This window comes from Planococcus sp. TJ-307 (assembly GCF_058268435.1).
The window spans coordinates 341,846-361,522 of record NZ_JBZDOJ010000001.1; the positions used below are offsets into that span (position 1 = coordinate 341,846).

The window sequence follows — 19,677 nt, forward strand, 5'->3', positions numbered from 1 at the left end:
CTATTGTTCAAGTAAGCAGCTGTAAGGAGAAGTGGCGATATGTTGACCTCAAGAATGAAAACGATTTTTCGTGAATTGATGGCGGCGGAAACGCCGGTTACAGGCAAGTATTTGGCGGCAATCAACCAGGTTTCAGCACGGACCATACGGGAAGACGTCAAAGGTTTGAATTCGCTGTTGGGGGGACAAGGAGCTTCCATCGATTCGATTATGGGACAAGGCTACAAATTACGCATCATAGAAGAGCCGCTTTTTCGCAGTTATATAAAAAAGCTTGTCCTGAATGATACGGAAATGGAAACCCTTATTCCAAAGATGCCCGAAGAACGGATTGCTTATTTGATGAAACGATTTCTGTTAAGTGATGGGTATATCAAACTGGAAGAATTGGCAGATGAAATGTACATTAGCAAGTCGACTCTTCAAAATGATTTAATCCATGTGAAAAAGATGCTGTCGGATTATGACATTCGTTTGGAAGCGCGCCCAAACTACGGGTTGCGGGTTCACGCAAATGAGCTGAAGCGCCGTTTCTGTATAGCGGAATATGTATTTGTCCGTGAAGAACCGATCAATGAATTATTCAAACCTCATTTTGCTTCCTTGTCTCAAGAGGAACTGGATGTCATCTTTGCACTTGTCATGGAGCAAATTCAAGAAAATGAGGTGTTTGTATCTGACATTGCTATCAACAATTTAGTGATTCATTTGGCCATCGCCTATAAACGGCTAAAAGAAGGCTATAACGTTACGTTATTCCCAGCAGACGTTGATGAAATAATAAAGCAAAGAGAATATAAAGTAGCTGAAAAGATTGTAAGCAAGGTGCAGGAGAGGTTTGCTGTTGAGTTTCCGTTGGAGGAAGTAGCTTATATTGCTATGCATTTACTTGGCACCAAAATAGCTGCGCATCCGGCAGCAGGTGAAAAAGTGGTCAAACAAGTAATCCAACAAGAAATTTCAGAGCTGGTGAGAAGGGCTTTGGAAAGCATTGAATTAAAGCTCAATTTAGGCATTCTGGATGATCAAGAATTGATTCTCGCCTTAAGCCTTCATTTAAAACCCGCTGTAAACCGCTACAAATATGGTATGAACATTCGAAATCCAATGTTGCAGGACATTAAGTCAAATTATCCCGTGGCATTCGAAGCCGGTATTATCGCAGGATTGGCCATAAACAAGGCAATTGGGTCAGTCATTGATGAAAACGAAATCGGCTATTTAGCCCTCCACATTGCGGCTGCCATTGAGCGTAGAAAATCTGAAATTGTCCCGAAAAAATGCTTGATTGTCTGTGCTTCAGGATTGGGAACAGCCCAATTGATTTACTATAAACTAAAGTCTCAGTTTGGCGATAGCCTAGATGTAGCCGGCACAACCGAATATTACAAGCTCGGACAGTATAAGTTGGATGGCATTGATTTTATTATCAGTTCGATTCCGATACAGGAAGAATTGGACATCCCCGTAATTGTCGTCAATGCGATTTTGGGAGAGGCGGACATTCGAAAAATTGAAAAGTTCATTTTAAAGGATGGGCAAAACATCACTTCATATTTTCAAAAAGACTTAATGTTTCTCGGAAAAGAGCTGCGCTCAAAAGAAGAAATTCTTGAATTCTTAACCGAAAGACTGTTCGAACGTGGATTGGTAGACGAAGGCTGCCTGAAGGCGATATACGAGCGCGAAAGAGCCGCACCGACTTCCTTTGGCAATTTAGTGGCCATACCACATCCCATCACACCGCATTCCAAAACGACTTTTTTAACGGTTTGTACGCTGAAAAAACCTGTTATATGGAAAGATAAGCCAGTTCAATTTGTCTGTCTGCTGAATGTTATGGAAGACAGCCGGGAAGATTTGCAGTTTATGTACGATGTACTTGGCAGAATCATTCATAACAGCGCACTGGTTGAAAGGCTGATCAAAGCCAGAACCTACGAAGAGTTTATGAAAGTGATCGCCTTTTGAATTCAATAGATATTCGACGAAAAAAGGAGATGAAGCATTATGGTGGAAAAACAATTTACACTTACAGACGAGGCAGGAATTCATGCACGTCCAGCTGCCATTCTGGTAAGTCTGGCAAATAAATTCGATTCACAAGTAAATTTGCTTCATAAGGAAAGGACGGTGGATTTAAAGTCTATTTTAGGGGTGATGTCCTTGGGGATTGCTTACGGTTCCGAGTTTAAAGTGAGTATTGTGGGAGTAGACGAAGAAGACGCCATCAAAGAAATTGAAAGTGTGATGGAAAAAGAAGGATTGGCTAAATAGCTCGTTTCCACAAAGAACCCGAGGGATCATTTCTGATTCCTCGGGTTCTTTGTGGGTAAACAACTTTCATGGGGAATAATCTTTGGAATCAGTCGAAATCTTTTTTCTCCCATTCGTCATCCGGAATTTCCAAATCTTCACCGGAAAAACGTTCTTCCTGGAACGGATCGCCGTTCATGTGAAAGCCGTTCTGTTCCCAAAAGCCCGGCTGATTTTCATCGATAAACTCGATACCGCGGACCCATTTGACGCTTTTCCAAAAATACAATTGGGGCACTACAAAACGCAGCGGGTAGCCGTGCTTGGCCGTCAAGGGCTCGCCGTCAAGAGAATGGGCGAGCAGCACATCCTCACGGTCAAGGTCTGACAGAGCAACATTGGTCGTGTAGTCATAATCGCCGTGAAGCATGACGTAGCCGCTTTTTGGCGTGACGCCCAATTCTTTCATCAAGTCGATAAAGCGGACGCCGGTGAAGGTATTGTCGAAGCGGGACCAGCGTGTCACACAGTGGATGTCGCGGGTCACGGTCGTTTGCGGCAATTTCAACAAGTCATCGTAATGCAAGGTGACTTCCTTGTCGACCTGCCCAAAGATTTTCAATGTCCATGTAGCCATGTCGTATTCTGGCACTTCGCCTTCGTGCAGAACAGGAAAGCGCTCGGTCAAGACTTGTCCAGGCGGCAGGCGTTCAGCCAGCGCAGGATCCACTACAGGGACCCGTGTTCGTTTAATCCGTTCGGCTTTGCTCAACTTCATGCAATCACTCCCTAAAATTAATAAAACTCCTCCGCTGAAAAGTGGAAGAGTGGCTGTCTGTTGGTGAATTTCTCTTCCTCATCTTTCAGAACTTCTAAGCTCTGCTGGATTTGGCACCATTCCAGTTCGTGAACTGGCGGTTGCCGGGCGTCGTCGGGCCATTTCCCTCTGCCTCTCTTGATAAGGATGGTGCAGTATTTAATTTTTTGCTTGCCTCATTTTACCTAATCTATCCGCTTCTTACAAGATTATTCGGAAAATTATTCAGCTTCTCTCTCGCTGGCGTTATACTAGAAAGACGTAGAGAATTTTGGTCATCGGAAATAAACGTTACTTGATGCAAATGAGGAGTCCTCCAAATGAAAAAAATGATCGGTCTTATAAGTTTGACGCTCTTCATGAGCGGTTGCAGCAACACTTCGGCAAGCGACGGGGAGCTGTTGGTTTCAACAGCTTCCAGCTTGACGGAAGTAATGGGGAAGATGGAAGAGGAATTTCAAAAGGCAGAGCCCGATATTGAACTGAGCTTTAATTATGGATCATCCAGCAAACTGCGGAGCCAGATCGAGCAAGGGGCGCCAGCGGATCTGTTTTTGTCTGCCAGTGAAAACGATATGAATTTGCTTCAATCGCAGCAGCTTGTCGAATCAAACAGCATTGTATCTTTCGCTGAAAATCGGCTGGTCCTGGCTTCGCTCGAAAAGTTTCCGGAAACAGCCGATTTTGTGGAAACATTAATGAGTACAGAAGAAACCATTGCAGTCGGAGAACCTGATAGTGTACCACTAGGAAATTATACGAAGCAGGCGCTGGCCAACCAAAATTTATGGCAGCCGCTTGAAGGCCGCCTTGTCTATGCCAAAGATGCAAGGCAAGTAGTAACTTATATCGAGAGCGGAAACGCTGAACTCGGCGTCATCTATTCCTCCGATGCGGTTATTTCCCAGGAAATAACCGGGACGCTCGAAGTGCCCGGACAAATAAGTCCTGTGGTTTACCCAGGTGCTGTCGTAGCGGCTTCCCAAAAACAGCCCACCGCAGAAGCTTTTTTGGATTTTGTCACTGGTCCAAAAGGCCAGGAAGTTCTTAAAGAGTACGGATTTTTGGCGCCAAACGGAGAAACACCATGATGCCCTATGATCTGTCTCCGCTATGGCTGTCGTTGAGAGTTGCAGTTATTTCCACATTTTTTGTGTTTTTGGTCAGCCTGGCTCTGGCACGATTGATGAACAGGCGCGACTTTTTCGGCAAAAGCTTTGTGGAAGCCTTAATACTGCTGCCGTTGGTTTTGCCACCGACGGTCATTGGCTTTGGTTTGATTGTTTTGTTCGGTGCTAATGGTCCGCTCGGCATCTTACTGGAACAATGGTTTGGGTTCCGTGTTGTTTTTACCTGGATCGGTGCGGCCATAGCTTCATTTGTTGTTTCATTGCCGCTGATGTACCAAAGCGTCCTTGCAGCTTATGAAAAAGTAGATCCTCGCTGGGAGAATGTGGCACGGACAATGGGTGTCTCTGAATGGCGCATCTTTCGGACCATCACGTTTCCGCTGGCCTGGTCGGGCATTCTGGCAGGTCTGATTCTTGCTTTTGCACGCGGCATCGGCGAGTTTGGGGCAACCTTGATGATTGCCGGCTATATTCCAAGGGTGACAGAAACGGTGCCATTAGCGATTTACTTTGCCTATGAAGCAGGAGATATGGAAAAAGCCTTGTTTTGGGTAGTGATTATTTCCTCTCTTGGAGTCGCTGCGATCACTTGGGTCAATTATTGGCGCAAAAAAACGGCCATACGAATCGGGAGGGAATGAGCCCATGCTTTTAGTTGATTTTCAAAAACAATTGGACCATTTCAGTTTAAAAATGCAATTCGAGCTGGACCGGGAAATCTTGGCGCTGGTCGGCTCTTCCGGTTCGGGGAAAACCACGCTATTGAATTGCCTGGCTGGTATTGTCCACCCGGATGCTGGTACGATTTCCTTGAATGGCAGAAGTTTTTTCAGCGGAGAACAAAAACCATTAAAGATCCAGAAAAGAAAAGTTGGTTATTTGTTTCAAGATTACGCCTTGTTTCCGCATTTGAGCGTCGAACAAAACATTCTGTACGCACTGTCGCGGGGGGCAGATGTATCGCATATTACCGAACTGACAAAAATTCTAGGCATCACCGGTCTGCTTGGCAAATACCCGCACCAGATTTCTGGGGGTGAAAAGCAGCGTGTCGCGTTAACGCGTGCAATGGCCGTACAGCCGGATATTCTGTTGCTTGATGAACCTTTTTCTGCTTTGGATGACGCCAATCGTGACCGCTGCCAGGATGAACTGCTGCGGATTCACCAGCAATGGCAAATCCCAATTATCTTCGTGACTCATCGGATTGCGGATGCTGAAAAGCTGGCAGACCGGGTGATGCGGATTGAAAAAGGCCGGATGACCGAAGAAACGGGCCATTAAAGCAGACTGTCGTTTGGAAATGCCAACAGTAAACTTATTATAATGAAGAAATGGCTTGAGCGATCAAGCGATAGGAAGTGGGAATCAACGTGGATGAACGCTATTCAAGACAAGTCCTATTCAAGCCGCTTGGCCAAACCGGCCAGGAAAAGCTGGCTTTATCAACTGTCACAATAATCGGCTGTGGAGCATTAGGATCGGCTATTGCCGAAACACTGACGCGTGCCGGTATCGGAACCATACACTTGGTCGACCGCGATTATGTAGAGCTGTCGAATTTGCAGCGCCAACAGCTTTTCACCGAAAAGGATGCCGAGCAGATGCTGCCGAAAGTGACTGCGGCAGAGCAAAGGCTCAAAGCCATCCGCAGTGATCTGCGTTTGTTCACTTATTTGGAGCATTTGGATGCAGCGGGAATAGAAAAACTGGCAGCTATCAGCGACTTGATCCTTGATGCCACTGACAATTTTGAAACCCGCCTGTTGATCAATGACGCATCCGTTAAATACGGTGTGCCTTGGATTTATGGCGCCTGTGTTGGCAGTTCGGGAGTGGTGTTTCCGTTCATACCGAGGGAAAGCTCTTGTTTCCGCTGTTTGCTGCCAGTACTGCCGGCCATTAATGAGACTTGTGATACAGTCGGCATCATCTCGCCGGCGGTTCAAGTGACAGCTGCGCTTCAATGTACAGAAGCCTTAAAATGGTTGAGCGGCAACCGTGAAGCGATGCGGAAAAAGATCCATCACTTCAACTTATGGGACAATAGCCAGCTGGATATCGGTGTTTCACGCATCAAAGATCCGGATTGTAAAACATGCGGACCGGCTGCCGTTTTTCCATCGCTTAACGACACGGGCATAAGCACTTATGCGGTTTTGTGCGGCCGCGATGCCGTGCAAATCTTGCCTGATCCAAACCGGCCCATTACATTAGACGATGCCGAAAAAGTCGGCAACCGGCTGGAAGCTGGAGTGAAACGGACACCTTATTTTGTCGAATTGAAAGTGTTTGATCACCGCATGGTGCTGTTTGGAAATGGCCGGTTGCTGATTCACGGTGTCCACAATGTAGCAGAAGGCCGAAAAATGTACCATCAAGTGTTTGGGTAAACAGAAGGGGGAGTTTGCATGTCGGAGTCGTTTCAAACAAATCATCGGGTGCGCATGGCGGTATTGACCATCAGCGACACACGGACACGGGAAACAGATACCGGAGGGCAGCTTGTCCAGCAGCTAGCTTTAGACAAAGGACTGGAACTTGCGGATTATGCTATTGTGGCAGATGACGTAGCAGCCATTCGCGTTACCCTGTCTGACTGGCTGGAGAAGGATAGAGTGGATGTGATTGTCACCACTGGCGGAACCGGAATTGCTAAACGCGATGTTACCTTAGAAGCGATCGAACCGTTTTTTGAAAAGAAAATAGATGGATTCGGAGAACTCTTCCGTTACGTTAGTTTCGCGGAAGACATTGGCACAAAAGCACTCTTGAGCCGAGCGGCTGCTGGAGCAGCTAATGATAAAGCCATCTTTGTCCTGCCAGGTTCTCGTGGAGCGGTGAAATTGGCGATGGAACGGCTCATTTTGCCAGAAATTGAGCATGTCTACTCTGAGTTGACCAAACATCGTGAGCCTCTTTCGTAGTTGGCTGACAAGAAAATATGGCATGTTAAAACCCTAAGTGGCCGTCAGTTCCCGACGGCCACTTAGGGTTTTCATTGGATTCAGAGCATATAAATGCTGTCAGCTGCGCTCGTAGTCGCCTGACTTCCCACCAGTTTTCTGAAGCAGCATGGTTGGCCCAATGACCATTTCCTTGCCAGCGGCTTTGCACATATCGTAAATGGTCAAAGCAGCGGCGGAAGCAGCCGTGAGAGCCTCCATCTCGACACCTGTAGGTCCTTTTGTTTTCACCTCGGCTGTCAGCAGAACTTCAAAATGATTGGCGTCTTCATCGACGCTCCACTGGAATTCGATATCGACTCCACTAAGAGCCAAAGGGTGGCACATGGGGATGATTTGTGCAGTATTTTTGGCGGCCATAATCCCAGCAACTTGGGCAACAGCAAAAACATCGCCTTTTTTATTGGTGCCTTCCTTGATCTGCAGGTAAATGGCTTTATTCAACAGGACAGAAGTGGTGGCGCGCGCCGTGCGGACGCTGTCTTTTTTATCAGAGACATCGACCATTTTGGCACGTCCCTGGGAATTAAAATGAGTCAGTTCAGACAAGGAGATCATCCTTTCGATATGAAGTTCCTTTAGTATAACATGACTTGCAGAGGTCGATTGATTCAAGAAAAGTGAATAACTGCTCGACAGTTGGCATCAAGAAGCAATCCAGTAGTTTCGGCTCTTTCGTTGAAAAGCAAAGCTTGAAAGGACTCCTCTTCATTAATTCCAATATTTACTATCATTTACATTATTACTCCAGTATGTTTGAATAGAGAGAACACAACAACTGAAAGTGGGAATCAACATGCATAAAACAGAAGGCTATGAAAACTTAAATCCATTTACTGCAATTTGGACCCGGCCGCGTACTGCAGTGCGGCATGTAATTGAAGAGAAGTCTTCCGGCTTTATTTTCCTGCTGCTTGTGCTGGCTGGTTTTGCCGCGGGTCTACTGAGCACGATGAGCTCCGAACAGGTGTTTCCGGTCTTGGGAATTTTGCTGGGAGCACTTTTGTTGGGTCCGATTGGTGTTGCAGTAAGTACCGCCATTGGTGCTGCCATTTACTTGGTAGTCGGCAAGCTGTTTAAAGGCCAAGCTACTTACACAGAAATGTTCCGAGCGATTTTGACAAGTCAGATTCCGCAGATTTGGATTAGTCCAATCATTCTTTTGTGGATGCTGATTTTGCCGGAAACTTATTTCTTGCAGGAAAATGAAGTGCCATTTACAGCGCCCGATCTGCTGTCACTGTTGTTTATTATCATCTTAGCTGTTATGTCCATCTGGACGTTCTTTATCCAGTGCAAAGCAGTGGGGGAAGCACACAAGCTTTCGGCCTGGAAAGGTTTTTTCATCATCATTATCCCTACAGTGCTATTCATTATTGCCATTTCGGCTATAGTTGCTGTTATTGTAATGGCACTTCTATAGCAAATCAAAACAAGGCAGCCGTTTCGGCTGCCTTGTTTTATTTATCAGTTTTATGGACAGTCCCGTTTTCTTCAACATCTGCTACTTCCCGACGGACGGTTTCATTGATGATTTGAACATCTTTGACTTTGCGTTTGCCAATGACAATCTCTTCGCGTACCACTTTCTTTTTGCCGATATCCAAACGCTCTTCGGAAAGCGGAATGTAAATGGCGTCGCCTTTTTCATAAGCTTGTTTTGGTGTCAGTACCTGTTCTTCTTTTTCGGCATCTGTTTCCTCAGAAAGGGGGCGCCGGTCGATGACGATTTCCTCACGCTCAATGGGCACCTCGATTTTCCTGTCCTCTTCCACCACATTTTTCTGGACATGAATTTCACCTGTCTGAACCTGTTCTTTGCCAATGCTTAAACGTTCTTCGTGAAGTGCCAATCGCTGCTCTTCGGGATCGCTACTTGCAGTGCTGCTCTGGTCAGCAGCCGCAGCTGTTTCCGCCTGAAGCGCAGCCGCTGGTTTCCTGTTTGTGTGAAGCAGGAGTTTGCCATTTTCAACTTGCTGAAAATAATAGTCCGTTTCTTCGGCACTTAAACCCATTCGGTTAAAGGCATCTTTTGTAATATCTTCGCCGGCTAAAAAGGCCATGACTTTGCCCTTGAAGTTATCCCGATCCTGCGTATCTACATAAACACTCGTGTATTCAATCAGCAAGTCGATTTGTTCATCATGCTTTGCTACAAGATACATTTCCTCTTCTTCATAACCTGCTGCTTTCAATTCACCAACTTGAATCAATACTTGTGCTTGTGCATCAAAAATACCGACGAGCTTATTTCCTTTTTTCTCCACGCTCAATTCCTCCAGTTTCAGTTGCACCAATTTACTTTGTTAAAGCACATTTACCCACAGTGCCGTACAGGGTAAACCTATGCAAAACAAGGCACATTCGAAAGTTCATTCGAATGTGCCTTGTGTGCTGATCACTATGAGTTGCGGTTCTCTTTTTTTGATGGAATTTGTTCGTCGATATCGGCTTCTTCACGGCGAACGGTTTCATTTACCACTTCCGTGTCCTGAATTTTGCGTTTGCTGACAATAATTTCTTCACTGACGACGTTTTTCTTGCTGACCTCAATGCGTTCTTCGGTAAGCGGAATATGGATGGCTTCTCCGTCATCATAAACTCCAGTTTTTGTTGAACCAGCTATTCCAGAAGGGATTTCGTCGTTTACTGGGCGGCGCTCGATATAAATTTCCTCACGCTCGACGGGTACTTCAATGGTCTGTTGTTCTTCCACCACATGTTTGCCGACGTTGACTTCACCGGTTTGGACACGTTGCTTATCGATGCTTAAGCGCTCTTCGTGGAGATGCAGATGTTCTTCTTGCTCGTGGCTGTTGCCATCAATTGTATTTTTGGCTTCTGTTTGGCTTGCTGTATATGGCTTGTATGAATTGCCATAATTGCTATTGACGTAAAGCACAAGCTTGCCATTTTCCACATGCCGATAATACTCATCTGCTTCCGTGGTTCCTAGGCCCATCTGCGTGAAGGCATCACGTGTTGAATCTTCTCCTGAAATAAAGGATTTGAATTTGCCCATGATGTCTTCGTCATCCTGCGTGTTCAGTTGAACATCGGTTTGTCCTTGCACCATCGAAAGTTGGTCGTCGTGCTTGGCAATTACATACATATCCTCTTCTTTATAGCCTTGTCCTTTCAGTTCATTAATTTTGTGCAAAACTTCTGCCTGTACATCATATGCTTGAATCAATGCTGTCTCTTTGTTTGCCATCGTTGGTTCCTCCTAATTAGTATAAAATTTCTGTTAAGTAAGTAATGATAATCTACCCTGTTGCTTTTCCGAGTAAACAATCTTGTGGCAATGGTTGTGATTAAAGAAAGGCTTGCTTTCCTGAATAAACTTTTATACAATATAAAACGTAATCATTACTATTTAAGGGAATGTAAAAGGAGGAGATGCACGAATGGATAAACTTGTTCCGGTTACAGTGCTGAGCGGATATCTTGGAGCCGGCAAAACAACCTTGCTTAATCATTTGCTCCATAACCGGGAAAACTTGAAAGTTGCCGTGATTGTAAACGATATGAGTGAAGTGAATATAGACGCATCGCTGGTTCAGCAAGGAGGATTTTCGCAAACAGAGGAGAAATTGGTGCAAATGCAGAATGGCTGCATCTGCTGTACGTTGAGAGAAGATCTGATGATAGAAGTCGAGAAACTGGTAAGGCTTGGAGACATCGATTGCATCGTCATTGAATCCTCTGGAATCAGCGAGCCGTTGCCAGTCGCTCAAACCTTTACGTACAGGGATGAAGAGAGTGGAATTGATTTAACCAAAATGTGCCGTCTGGATACTTTGGTTACTGTGGTGGATGGCTACGCATTTTGGAAAGACTTTGCGTCTGGTGAGTCGTTGCTGCAAAGAAATCAAGAGGCGACTGCGGAAGATGTCCGCGAAATTTCAGACTTGCTGATTGATCAGATAGAATATGCCAATGTCATCTTGCTGAACAAAATGGATTTGGTGGCGCCGAAAGAACGGCAGCAACTGAAAAATCTGCTTGCAGTTTTGAACCCAGAGGCACAGGTTATTGAATCCACACATTCGCAAGTGGCACTGAACCAGGTAGTGAACACTGGCTTGTTTGATTTTGAGAAATCGAGTCAAAGCGCTGGCTGGATAAAAGAACTGAATGAGGAACATATTCCTGAATCAGAAGAATACGGCATTGCATCGTTTGTCTACCGAAGCCAGAAGCCCTTTCATGCGCAACGGCTGATGGAGTGGATTTTGGAGTGGCCGGCGGAAGTTGTTCGAGCCAAAGGATTTTTATGGCTGGCCACAAGAAGCGACACAGCTGTTTTATTGTCGCAGGCAGGACCGTCGCTCGGCATTGAGCATGCTGGCGCATGGGACTTGGAAAATGGCGTTAAAATGACCGAACTCGTGCTAATTGGCATTGATATGGACCAAGCCAACATTAGCCGGGAATTGGATCGGTGTTTGTTGACAGCGGAAGAAACTGAACAAGACTGGACAAGATTTCATGACCCGCTGCCAGGATTTCAACTACTTTCTTGAGGAGGAAAAACAATGAGAGTCAACATAACATTGGCATGTACAGAAACCGGGGACCGAAATTACAGCACAACCAAAAACAAGCGCACGAACCCGGAGCGCATTGAATTGAAAAAATACAGTCCGCGTCTTAAGAAAGTTACCATTCACCGCGAGACCAAATAATTTTTTATAAACTTTAAATCGTAATTATTACTGTTAGGAGAGAGTAGAATGGCTAAAAAATCAAAAGTTGCCCGTCATAAAAAGCAGCAGGCAATGGTGGAGCGGTATGCAGAACTAAGACAGGAATTGAAAGAAAAAGGAGACTTTCAAGCATTGGCTAATTTACCGAAAGATTCATCCCCTGTTCGATTAAATAATCGCTGTGAAGTAACAGGAAGACCGCGCGGTTTTATGCGGAAATTTGGCATGTCCCGCATTGTTTTCCGTGATTTGGCACATAAAGGGCAAATACCTGGAGTGAAAAAAGCCAGCTGGTAGAGAAGTGTTCGAGCATATTTTTGAAGAAAGCAAAATTATAATTTATTAAACAGCAGACGACATGTCTGCTGTTTTTTATTGTACTAGATAATAAGTTATGGAAAATATTTCGTAGAAAGAAAAAAATTATTATTTATCGTCTGATTTGATTCATTAATGCTATTATTAGGGTATATTATACTTTTAAATATTCCTTTACGAGTAGATTTAATAAGGGGGAATCCTAGTGGCCATCGATATTTTAAAACGCAATAACGTCCAAATTATCGGGCAAGGAGAAAAAACTATATTGTTTGGGCATGGTTTTGGCTGTGACCAACAGGTATGGAATGAAACGATTGCAGATTTCGAAGGTACTTACCGGGTCGTCACCTTTGATTATGTAGGTTCAGGAAACAGCGACAAAACAGCTTATTCTAAAGAACGGTATAGTACACTTTATGGCTATAAGCAGGATCTTTTAGAAATCTGTGATGCGTTAGAAATAAAAGAAATGATATTTATCGGCCATTCTGTCAGTTCCATGATTGGTGTGCTGGCTTCAATTGAGCGTCCTGAGTTGATGGAGAAATTGATTATGATTGGACCGTCTCCTTACTATATGAATGAACCTGGCTACAAGGGTGGGTTTGAACGAACGGATATTGAAGAATTACTGGATATGATGGAAACCAATTACAAGGAATGGGCAAAGTACCTGGCGCCAGTCGTTATGCAAAATGACGAACGTCCAGAGTTGACGGAAGAATTTGAGCAGCTATTGTGTTCAAATGATCCCCTGATTGCACGGCAGTTTGCCGAAGTGACCTTTACTTCCGACCTTCGTGATCAGCTAAGCATAGTAGCAGTGCCTACCTTAATTCTTCAGCCGAAATTTGATGCCATCGCTTCACCGGAAGTCGGACAATACGTCCATGACCAAATTGCAGGCAGCGAGATAATATTAATGGAGGCTATGGGACACAATCCGCATCTTAGCGATTCGCAGGAAACCGTTGAATACATTAAGCAGTACCTGGCAAAATAGAGGAGTGGGGACATTGGAACAGCAACTCGATAGGGCGCCATGCGGTTACTTGGTTTTGGACCAAGAGTTGCAGATAGTCGAAATGAACAAAACGCTGAAGGCTATGACAGGGACTGCGAGTCCAAAGCACATGCATGATTTGCTGACAATGGCTTCCCGTGTTTACTTTCAAACGTATTTCACTCCTTCCATTAAAATGCATGGTACGGTAATTGAAATGTTTTTAAATTTGAAGAGCGAAGCGGGGCACTTGCCTGTCTTGATGAATACGACAGAGCTAAATGGCTTTTACGAATGCGCCTTGATGCAAATGAGTGTCCGTGACGAATACGAAAAATCATTGCTGCAGGCCAAGCGCGATGCTGAAAAAATAAATCGTGAGACAGCGGAAGCCTATGGCAAACTTCAAACTTTGATGGAAAAAGTAGAGTTCAAGCAACAGGAACTGATAGACCTTAACTTAAAGCTCCAGCAATTAGCGATTACAGATCAATTAACGGCGTTGAAAAACCGTCGGTATTTGGAGGGAAAGCTCAAAGAACTTCTGGAACAGGCAAAAAATGGCGGGCAGTTTGCACTTTTAATACTGGATATTGATCATTTTAAAAAGGTCAATGATACGTATGGCCATCAAACAGGTGATGCCGTGCTGCAGGAATTGGCTTGGCGTCTGGAAGAAGAGATTGGGGATTCCGGTATTGTAGTACGCCTTGGGGGTGAGGAATTTGTGGTGGTCATGCCTGACACTGGAATTAAAGAAGGCTTGGCCATAGGCAATGCTTTATGCACCCAGCTGGCATCAGCTGTCTGGCAGCACGTTCCAATTACGGTGAGCATTGGAGTCGCAGCCTATGAGCCCGGAGACAAAGTAGAGAGTCTGCTGTCCCGAGCGGATGCTTTTCTTTATAAAGCCAAAGCGAATGGCCGTAATTGCGTAGTTGGAAATTGATGAAGTCCGTTGTTGAACATCCGCCTTTGAGGCGGTTTTTTTTACGCAATAAATCGATTACAATCTGCTGTTCAACGGCTATAATAAAAGAATAAAATAATTTCGCCTTTTGGAGGTCGCAATGAAAAACAACAATCAGTTGATAGGTGAACGGGTATTGGCGGATAAAGAGCTGATTGCCCAATTGATCCACGAGGAAGCGGTCAAGGATGTTCCAATGGAGCAACTTCAAATAAATCAAGCATTTCTAGACGTGGTCAATAAAGTTCGAGTTGATTTTGTGGCCTTGATTGGAGAGTCAATCACGAATAGCTGTGATATGCCACAGGTCTATGCGAATATTCAACAGTGGGGAGAAACGACAGGCAATTTTTTTCTTGAAAACGATATGCTGCTTGAAAATGCACTGGCGGAAACTTCACTTTACCGGAAACATATCGGGATGGTCATCAAGACAGAAGCAATCCGAGAAAAGATGGAATTTCAGGTTCTGTTTGATATCATGGAGCTCTTCCATTCCTTGCTGGACTATGCTGCTTTTTCCTATACACAGGCCTATACAAGTTCGTATCAGCAAAAATTAAAATCGGCCAGAACAGAATTTCTCGAATTGTCGGCACCCGTCGTGCCAGTCAGCGACCAAATCGCCATCTTGCCATTAGTGGGAAGCATTGAAATCGATCGGGCCCGCTACATTTTGGAGAAGACATTGCTGTCTGCCAATCAGTTAAAAATCAATGTGCTGATCGTAGACCTCTCAGGAGTGATACGGGTAGACTCGATGGTTGCTGAGCAAATCATCAAAATTATTCAGTCATTAAAGTTGGTTGGCGTACGTTCAGTTCTAACTGGAATCCGACCTGAAATCGCCAGAACTCTGACAGAAATCGGTGTTGATTTAAAAGATTTGGAAATCGGCGGCAGTTTAAAGCGCGTCCTGAGCCAGATGAAAATTAGTTAACAGAAAAAACGCTGAAGCCTGAGGGGCTTCAGCGTTTTTAAATAGTGAATTTAGTTAGTGACTCCTTCTGAATGAAGATTAGGCAAAGATTTTTGCAATGCTGAAGTTTCTTCTTCAGTGAGGGGAATCATTGGCAAGCGAACGCCGCCTACATGTATACCAGTGATGTTAAGTGCTGCTTTGACTGGGGATGGATTTGGTGCGGCGAACAATGCCTTCATTGTTGGCAGCAAGCGTCTATGGATGGCAGCTGCTGTTTTCACGTCGCCCGTTTTAAAACTCGTAATCATGTCCTGCATATCGTTTCCGATTATGTGTGCAGCAACCGATACGATGCCAGTTCCACCAATAGACAGCATCGGCAATGTTAGGCTGTCATCACCGCTGTAAACAGAAAAATCTGGCGGTGTCTGTTCAATGATTTCTGCAGCTGCGTCCAAGTCGCCACTCGCTTCTTTAACCGAAACGATGTTGTCGATCTTGGACAGGCGAATAATCGTCTCTGGAGACATATTGACGACACTGCGCCCCGGGATGTTATACAGCATGACCGGCAGGCTGGTCGATCGGGCGATTGCCTCAAAATGCTGGAACATGCCTTCCTGCGAAGGTTTGTTGTAATAAGGAGTGACCAGCATAATGCCGTCAACTCCCGCTTCTTCCGCTTGTCTCGTCAATGAAATGGACGCGCGCGTATTGTTGGAGCCCGTTCCGGCAATGACCGGAATCCGTCCAGCAACTGTATTGACGGTGAACTGGAACAACTCCGCTTTTTCATCTGTTGACAAAGTTGGCGATTCACCTGTTGTTCCTGCGACGACCAGACCGTCTGAACCGTTTGCTATCAAATGCTCTATTAGTTTCTGTGTTGCCGGAAAATCGACTTCTCCATATTGATCGAACGGCGTCACCATTGCTGTAATTACTTGGCCAAAATTCATAAAAAACACACCCTTTTCTAATTTTTTTCAAAGCTTAGAGGTGGGGGAGCCAGTCAGGAGGGAACAAAAAAGCAGCAACGAGGGGTCCCGTTGCTGCAGTAGAAACAATGTTTGCCATTCGTTTCTGTGCATCAGATAGCCCTCCATATAGTCTCCTATATGACAGTCCTGCATTTATTAAATGCAGACCCAGCGAACAGAAACATGAGATTTCCGCCACTTCGGCAAATCCCCCTTTCGGCAAACGTCAATGGATCTCATCGTCCTCGTTTTGCGTACTGATGGTTTTTGCGCCTCTATCCTACTCCATAAAAACTGGAGCAAGAAATATTTAATTAGCTGTACTATAACAAATTCCCTTGTCAATTGCAAGATAGAGAACGTAAAATCTTATGAAGAAGGAGTGATCTGGGATGAATGAACAGGCTTATGAACGCCTGCTGAACATTGCGACAGCGGGAAATCAGCAAGGCTTCACGGATTCACTGCACCACAACCGCTATGAGCCAACTTCATACGAGCTGCTGGATGAACTCTTTCAGCATTATACCTTATTGCCCGGAGATCGGCTGGTGGACGTAGGTTGCGGAAAGGGCCGCCTGAACTTTTATATTCATCATCTGTTTGGAGCGGAAAGCACAGGCATTGAAATGAATCCTGCATTTTACGAAGAGGCTTTAAACAATAAAAAGGAATATTTTAAAAAACATAAAGGATCAGAGAATTGTATCCAGTTCTATAACGGCTTGGCGCAAGACTACCCGATTGAAGCGCGCGATAATAAGTTTTATTTTTTTAATCCATTTTCGGTACAACTGTTCATTCCTTTTATTAATAAAGTTTTGCGTTCAGCCGAAGCCGATCCGCGCACGGTAGAGATCATCCTATTTTTTGCTTCTCAAGACTACAGCGACTTTCTTGAAACCAGTACAGCTTTTCAATTGGTGGAGGAAATTTCACTGCCGGGTTCTCATAAGGATCTGCGTGAACGTTTTTTGATTTACCGGCTGCCCGAAATGGATTAGAAGCAGCCCGGTAATGGGTATGCTTAAAGTAAAACAATTGTGAAACGAGGAACCTGTATGAAGTGGAAGGGCAGAACCAGAAGCAGAAATGTTGAAGACAGACGAGGAAAAGGCGGCGCGATGGTTGCAGGCGGGGGCATCGGCGGCATCCTAATTGTGCTGCTAGTGGCTTTTTTAGGTGGTGATCCTGGGGTTATTCTCGACCAAATGAGCGGCTCTGGGACTCCTTCCAGTCAGCCGTATGAAGCAACTGCTGAAGAAGAGGAGCTGGCTGAATTTGTATCGGTCGTCTTGGCAGATACCGAACAAGTCTGGACACAAGTATTTGAAGAAGAAGGCATGGAATATATCGAACCGACACTGGTGATTTACAGCGGAAGCGTTGAGTCTGCATGCGGAACGGCCGGTGCATCTGTTGGCCCCTTTTATTGTCCAGCTGACTACAAACTGTATATTGATTTGAGTTTCTACGATGAACTTCAAAACCAGTTCCAAGCGCCGGGGGATTTTGCTATGGCTTATGTAGTGGCGCATGAAGTTGGCCACCATGTTCAAAATTTGCTTGGCGTCATGGAAGAAGTGCAGCCGCTCCGCAATCAATTAAGTGAAGAAGAGTACAATAAAGTGCAGGTCCGCCTGGAACTTCAAGCTGATTATTTATCGGGTGTCTGGGCGCATCACGCACAGGGCATGGGCTATTTGGAAGAAGGCGACCTGGAAGAAGCGTTGACAGCGGCAAGTGCCGTCGGAGACGACACGATCCAGCAGCGTGCACGCGGTTATGTGGTGCCGGAAAGCTTTACCCACGGCAGTTCAGAACAACGCAAAAATTGGTTTTATAAAGGCTTCGAAGCCGGCAACTTGAAAGAAGGAGACACTTTCAATGCGACTGATTTGTGACCGCCGCCTGTTCCGGAAAATAGAATTCAAAGAGCGCGGCATTGATATTTTCGCCGTTGTGATTCATTATAAAGAATAGACAGTCTTTTCATATGGTATGAAAAGAAATCCAGTTCTATAAAGGAAGTACAACATGATCGATGACAATATTACACGCATAACGTATGGTGAAAAAGAATTGATTTTGATTGGTACAGCCCACGTTTCAAAAGTCAGTGCAGAACAAGTCAAAGTGGTCATTGAAGCCGAACAGCCAGATTCCGTGTGCATCGAATTGGATGCGCAGCGCTATGAGTCGGTGACGCAAGGCAGCAAGTGGAAGGAAACGGATATTTTCAAAGTAATCAAAGACAAAAAATCCAGTCTTCTGTTGATGAACTTGGCCATTTCTTCGTTCCAAAATCGTCTGGCCGACCAATTTGGCATCAAGCCCGGACAGGAAATGATCCAAGGAATTGCTTCAGCTAAAGAAAGCGGTGCCGAACTCGTGTTGGCCGACCGAAACATCCAAGTGACATTTTCACGCATTTGGGGAAATATCGGCTTTATGGGCAAAGCCCAGCTGTTGACTTCGGTATTCTTCAGCATCTTCAGTAAAGAAACGATTTCAGAAGAAGACTTGGAAGAAATGAAATCACAGGATACCTTAAATGCGGTCATGAACGATTTCACTCAGTCTTTCCCAAAACTGAAAACACCGCTTATTGACGAACGTGATCAATACTTGGCCCAAAAAATCAAAGAAGCACCAGGTAAGAAAATTGTCGCAGTTTTGGGTGCTGCGCATATCCCTGGAATCATTAAAGAAGTTCACAACGAACACGACTTGGAAGAGTTATCAAAAGTACCGCCTAAATCAAAATGGCCAAAAATCATTGGTTGGGCGATTCCGTTGGCATTGGTCGCTATGATTGCTGTGACTTTCATGAACAACCCGGCAGCTGGCATCGATCAGACCATCAGCTGGATTTTGTGGACAGCTTGTCTCGGTGCAATCGGTGCAGCAGTAGCATTTGGCCATCCCTTGGCCATCTTGACCGCCTTTGTCGGCGGGCCGATTGGTGCTTTGCATCCGCTATTGGCAGCTGGCTGGTTCTCTGGGCTTGCGCAAGCATATATCCGCCGGCCAAATGTCGGAGACTTTCAGACCCTATCAAAAGATGTTTTTACCCTCAAAGGATTTTGGGATAACAAAGTCACGCGCGTACTGCTGGTTGTTGTCTTGACCAATTTGGGGACCGCAGCCGGTAACCTCATCGGCGGCATTGATGTGATCCGTTTGTTTTTCCAGAATCTATAAGTAAACGAAAACCGGATGGCGAACGCGGCTGTCCGGTTTTTCGTTTGTTGACGATGTTTTATTCTGAAAAAAGGGTATAGATTAGTGAAGATTCATAACAACGAGGAGGCGTGTTGTGGTGGGCTTATTTCTAATGGGGATATTGCTCTGGTTTCTGGTCATTGCTGCAGCCTTTCTGGCGTTTATTGGTCTCTGGAAACGTTCATGGAAAGCACTTGCTTGGAGCGGAGTTGCGCTGCTTTTGCCAACGCTGCTGATCTCCATGGACGGACAAGGAATTTGGTTCAGTTTAGCTGTCCTCTTGCCGCTGCTGTTATTTGCTGCCGCTTTCTTGATGAAAAAACAACAGGTTCGGAATGTGTAAAACCGGGTGAATTTTACCCGGTTTTTCTGTGCGTC

Annotated in this window: 23 protein-coding genes and 2 riboswitches; of the genes, 18 read left to right on the top strand and 5 right to left on the bottom strand. The window is 45.1% G+C overall.

Annotated features, from left to right (window positions below):
* The first annotated feature begins 39 nt into the window (after nt 1-39).
* Both AC4EHK_RS01640 and AC4EHK_RS01645 read left to right on the top strand, forming a co-directional pair.
* Nucleotides 40-1,971: a BglG family transcription antiterminator gene (locus tag AC4EHK_RS01640; protein WP_490977058.1), complete on the top strand. Its 1,932-nt coding sequence runs from the start codon at nt 40-42 to the stop codon at nt 1,969-1,971.
* A 39-nt stretch (nt 1,972-2,010) separates the two neighbouring features.
* Complete coding sequence (locus AC4EHK_RS01645) at nt 2,011-2,277, top strand: phosphocarrier protein HPr (RefSeq protein ID WP_490977059.1); 267 nt, start codon at nt 2,011-2,013, stop codon at nt 2,275-2,277.
* An 88-nt stretch (nt 2,278-2,365) separates the two neighbouring features.
* Here the strand turns inward: AC4EHK_RS01645 and AC4EHK_RS01650 are convergent, their stop codons facing one another.
* Nucleotides 2,366-3,028 carry a sulfite oxidase-like oxidoreductase gene (locus AC4EHK_RS01650; protein WP_490977910.1) on the bottom strand — a complete coding sequence of 221 codons (663 nt, stop codon included), beginning with the start codon at nt 3,026-3,028 and terminating at the stop codon, nt 2,366-2,368.
* Nucleotides 3,029-3,109: 81 nt separating this feature from the next.
* Nucleotides 3,110-3,221: riboswitch (SAM riboswitch) on the bottom strand.
* A gap of 172 nt (nt 3,222-3,393) precedes the next feature.
* On the opposite strand from AC4EHK_RS01650, the gene modA reads away from it, so the two are divergent.
* The 5 genes from modA (at nt 3,394) to AC4EHK_RS01675 (ending at nt 7,130) form a co-directional block, all read left to right on the top strand.
* Nucleotides 3,394-4,164, top strand: coding sequence for a molybdate ABC transporter substrate-binding protein (gene modA, locus AC4EHK_RS01655; RefSeq protein WP_490977060.1), 771 nt, complete (start codon nt 3,394-3,396; stop codon nt 4,162-4,164).
* The gene (gene modB, locus AC4EHK_RS01660) at nt 4,161-4,844 is read left to right on the top strand and encodes a molybdate ABC transporter permease subunit (protein ID WP_490977061.1); all 684 of its coding nucleotides are present in this window, start codon (nt 4,161-4,163) and stop codon (nt 4,842-4,844) included. The genes modA and modB overlap by 4 nt, the downstream gene beginning before the upstream one ends.
* 4 nt (nt 4,845-4,848) lie before the next feature.
* Nucleotides 4,849-5,487, top strand: coding sequence for an ATP-binding cassette domain-containing protein (locus AC4EHK_RS01665; RefSeq protein ID WP_490977062.1), 639 nt, complete (start codon nt 4,849-4,851; stop codon nt 5,485-5,487).
* A gap of 89 nt (nt 5,488-5,576) precedes the next feature.
* Nucleotides 5,577-6,596 (top strand): ThiF family adenylyltransferase, encoded by a 1,020-nt coding sequence (locus AC4EHK_RS01670; protein ID WP_490977063.1) that lies wholly within the window; start codon nt 5,577-5,579, stop codon nt 6,594-6,596.
* An 18-nt stretch (nt 6,597-6,614) separates the two neighbouring features.
* On the top strand, nt 6,615-7,130 hold the full coding sequence (locus AC4EHK_RS01675) for a MogA/MoaB family molybdenum cofactor biosynthesis protein (RefSeq protein WP_490977064.1): 516 nt from the start codon (nt 6,615-6,617) through the stop codon (nt 7,128-7,130).
* Between the two features lie 99 nt (nt 7,131-7,229).
* On the opposite strand, the gene moaC is transcribed toward AC4EHK_RS01675, so the two are convergent.
* A complete protein-coding gene (moaC, locus tag AC4EHK_RS01680) occupies nt 7,230-7,718 on the bottom strand; it encodes a cyclic pyranopterin monophosphate synthase MoaC (RefSeq protein WP_490977065.1) in 489 nt (162 codons plus the stop codon).
* A 247-nt stretch (nt 7,719-7,965) separates the two neighbouring features.
* Here moaC and AC4EHK_RS01685 point away from each other — a divergent pair, with 247 nt between their 5' ends.
* Complete coding sequence (locus AC4EHK_RS01685) at nt 7,966-8,592, top strand: Yip1 family protein (protein ID WP_490977066.1); 627 nt, start codon at nt 7,966-7,968, stop codon at nt 8,590-8,592.
* A gap of 37 nt (nt 8,593-8,629) precedes the next feature.
* Here AC4EHK_RS01685 and AC4EHK_RS01690 read toward each other — a convergent pair whose 3' ends face one another.
* Nucleotides 8,630-9,436 (bottom strand): DUF2382 domain-containing protein, encoded by an 807-nt coding sequence (locus AC4EHK_RS01690; protein ID WP_490977067.1) that lies wholly within the window; start codon nt 9,434-9,436, stop codon nt 8,630-8,632.
* A 134-nt stretch (nt 9,437-9,570) separates the two neighbouring features.
* Complete coding sequence (locus tag AC4EHK_RS01695) at nt 9,571-10,383, bottom strand: YsnF/AvaK domain-containing protein (protein WP_490977068.1); 813 nt, start codon at nt 10,381-10,383, stop codon at nt 9,571-9,573.
* 193 nt (nt 10,384-10,576) lie between these two features.
* Between AC4EHK_RS01695 and AC4EHK_RS01700 the strand changes: the two genes are divergently transcribed.
* From AC4EHK_RS01700 to AC4EHK_RS01725, 6 genes are all read left to right on the top strand, one after another.
* The gene (locus AC4EHK_RS01700) at nt 10,577-11,695 is read left to right on the top strand and encodes a GTP-binding protein (protein WP_490977069.1); all 1,119 of its coding nucleotides are present in this window, start codon (nt 10,577-10,579) and stop codon (nt 11,693-11,695) included.
* A gap of 12 nt (nt 11,696-11,707) precedes the next feature.
* Nucleotides 11,708-11,857: a 50S ribosomal protein L33 gene (gene rpmG, locus AC4EHK_RS01705; RefSeq protein WP_142826743.1), complete on the top strand. Its 150-nt coding sequence runs from the start codon at nt 11,708-11,710 to the stop codon at nt 11,855-11,857.
* Nucleotides 11,858-11,905: 48 nt separating this feature from the next.
* Nucleotides 11,906-12,175, top strand: coding sequence for a 30S ribosomal protein S14 (gene rpsN / locus AC4EHK_RS01710; RefSeq protein ID WP_490977070.1), 270 nt, complete (start codon nt 11,906-11,908; stop codon nt 12,173-12,175).
* A gap of 226 nt (nt 12,176-12,401) precedes the next feature.
* A complete protein-coding gene (locus tag AC4EHK_RS01715; protein ID WP_490977071.1) occupies nt 12,402-13,202 on the top strand; it encodes an alpha/beta fold hydrolase in 801 nt (266 codons plus the stop codon).
* A 4-nt stretch (nt 13,203-13,206) separates the two neighbouring features.
* Entirely contained in the window at nt 13,207-14,151 is a 945-nt protein-coding gene (locus AC4EHK_RS01720) for a GGDEF domain-containing protein (protein WP_490977911.1), read from the top strand.
* A 121-nt stretch (nt 14,152-14,272) separates the two neighbouring features.
* Nucleotides 14,273-15,112 carry an STAS domain-containing protein gene (locus AC4EHK_RS01725; protein WP_490977072.1) on the top strand — a complete coding sequence of 280 codons (840 nt, stop codon included), beginning with the start codon at nt 14,273-14,275 and terminating at the stop codon, nt 15,110-15,112.
* A 50-nt stretch (nt 15,113-15,162) separates the two neighbouring features.
* Here AC4EHK_RS01725 and dapA read toward each other — a convergent pair whose 3' ends face one another.
* The gene (dapA, locus tag AC4EHK_RS01730) at nt 15,163-16,053 is read right to left on the bottom strand and encodes a 4-hydroxy-tetrahydrodipicolinate synthase (protein WP_490977073.1); all 891 of its coding nucleotides are present in this window, start codon (nt 16,051-16,053) and stop codon (nt 15,163-15,165) included.
* Between the two features lie 128 nt (nt 16,054-16,181).
* A riboswitch (Lysine riboswitch) is annotated at nt 16,182-16,360 on the bottom strand.
* Between the two features lie 106 nt (nt 16,361-16,466).
* Between dapA and AC4EHK_RS01735 the strand changes: the two genes are divergently transcribed.
* The 4 genes from AC4EHK_RS01735 (at nt 16,467) to AC4EHK_RS01750 (ending at nt 19,642) form a co-directional block, all read left to right on the top strand.
* On the top strand, nt 16,467-17,078 hold the full coding sequence (locus AC4EHK_RS01735) for an SAM-dependent methyltransferase (protein WP_490977074.1): 612 nt from the start codon (nt 16,467-16,469) through the stop codon (nt 17,076-17,078).
* A gap of 57 nt (nt 17,079-17,135) precedes the next feature.
* Nucleotides 17,136-17,978: a KPN_02809 family neutral zinc metallopeptidase gene (gene ypfJ / locus AC4EHK_RS01740; protein WP_490977075.1), complete on the top strand. Its 843-nt coding sequence runs from the start codon at nt 17,136-17,138 to the stop codon at nt 17,976-17,978.
* A gap of 133 nt (nt 17,979-18,111) precedes the next feature.
* The gene (locus tag AC4EHK_RS01745; RefSeq protein ID WP_490977076.1) at nt 18,112-19,278 is read left to right on the top strand and encodes a TraB/GumN family protein; all 1,167 of its coding nucleotides are present in this window, start codon (nt 18,112-18,114) and stop codon (nt 19,276-19,278) included.
* A gap of 115 nt (nt 19,279-19,393) precedes the next feature.
* The gene (locus tag AC4EHK_RS01750; RefSeq protein ID WP_490977077.1) at nt 19,394-19,642 is read left to right on the top strand and encodes a hypothetical protein; all 249 of its coding nucleotides are present in this window, start codon (nt 19,394-19,396) and stop codon (nt 19,640-19,642) included.
* Nucleotides 19,643-19,677 lie beyond the last annotated feature (35 nt).

What these genes read in the sequence shown, in the direction of transcription:
- modB (WP_490977061.1), top strand. Translation starts at nt 4,161, where the DNA reads ATGATGCCCTATGATCTGTCTCCGCTATGGCTGTCGTTGAGAGTTGCA.
- AC4EHK_RS01700 (WP_490977069.1), top strand. Translation starts at nt 10,577, where the DNA reads ATGGATAAACTTGTTCCGGTTACAGTGCTGAGCGGATATCTTGGAGCC.
- ypfJ (WP_490977075.1), top strand. Translation starts at nt 17,136, where the DNA reads ATGAAGTGGAAGGGCAGAACCAGAAGCAGAAATGTTGAAGACAGACGA.
- AC4EHK_RS01640 (WP_490977058.1), top strand. Translation starts at nt 40, where the DNA reads ATGTTGACCTCAAGAATGAAAACGATTTTTCGTGAATTGATGGCGGCG.
- AC4EHK_RS01745 (WP_490977076.1), top strand. Translation starts at nt 18,112, where the DNA reads ATGATCGATGACAATATTACACGCATAACGTATGGTGAAAAAGAATTG.
- AC4EHK_RS01695 (WP_490977068.1), bottom strand. Translation starts at nt 10,383, where the DNA reads ATGGCAAACAAAGAGACAGCATTGATTCAAGCATATGATGTACAGGCA.
- dapA (WP_490977073.1), bottom strand. Translation starts at nt 16,053, where the DNA reads ATGAATTTTGGCCAAGTAATTACAGCAATGGTGACGCCGTTCGATCAA.
- AC4EHK_RS01725 (WP_490977072.1), top strand. Translation starts at nt 14,273, where the DNA reads ATGAAAAACAACAATCAGTTGATAGGTGAACGGGTATTGGCGGATAAA.
- modA (WP_490977060.1), top strand. Translation starts at nt 3,394, where the DNA reads ATGAAAAAAATGATCGGTCTTATAAGTTTGACGCTCTTCATGAGCGGT.
- AC4EHK_RS01675 (WP_490977064.1), top strand. Translation starts at nt 6,615, where the DNA reads ATGTCGGAGTCGTTTCAAACAAATCATCGGGTGCGCATGGCGGTATTG.
- rpsN (WP_490977070.1), top strand. Translation starts at nt 11,906, where the DNA reads ATGGCTAAAAAATCAAAAGTTGCCCGTCATAAAAAGCAGCAGGCAATG.
- rpmG (WP_142826743.1), top strand. Translation starts at nt 11,708, where the DNA reads ATGAGAGTCAACATAACATTGGCATGTACAGAAACCGGGGACCGAAAT.
- AC4EHK_RS01645 (WP_490977059.1), top strand. Translation starts at nt 2,011, where the DNA reads ATGGTGGAAAAACAATTTACACTTACAGACGAGGCAGGAATTCATGCA.
- AC4EHK_RS01685 (WP_490977066.1), top strand. Translation starts at nt 7,966, where the DNA reads ATGCATAAAACAGAAGGCTATGAAAACTTAAATCCATTTACTGCAATT.
- AC4EHK_RS01665 (WP_490977062.1), top strand. Translation starts at nt 4,849, where the DNA reads ATGCTTTTAGTTGATTTTCAAAAACAATTGGACCATTTCAGTTTAAAA.
- AC4EHK_RS01735 (WP_490977074.1), top strand. Translation starts at nt 16,467, where the DNA reads ATGAATGAACAGGCTTATGAACGCCTGCTGAACATTGCGACAGCGGGA.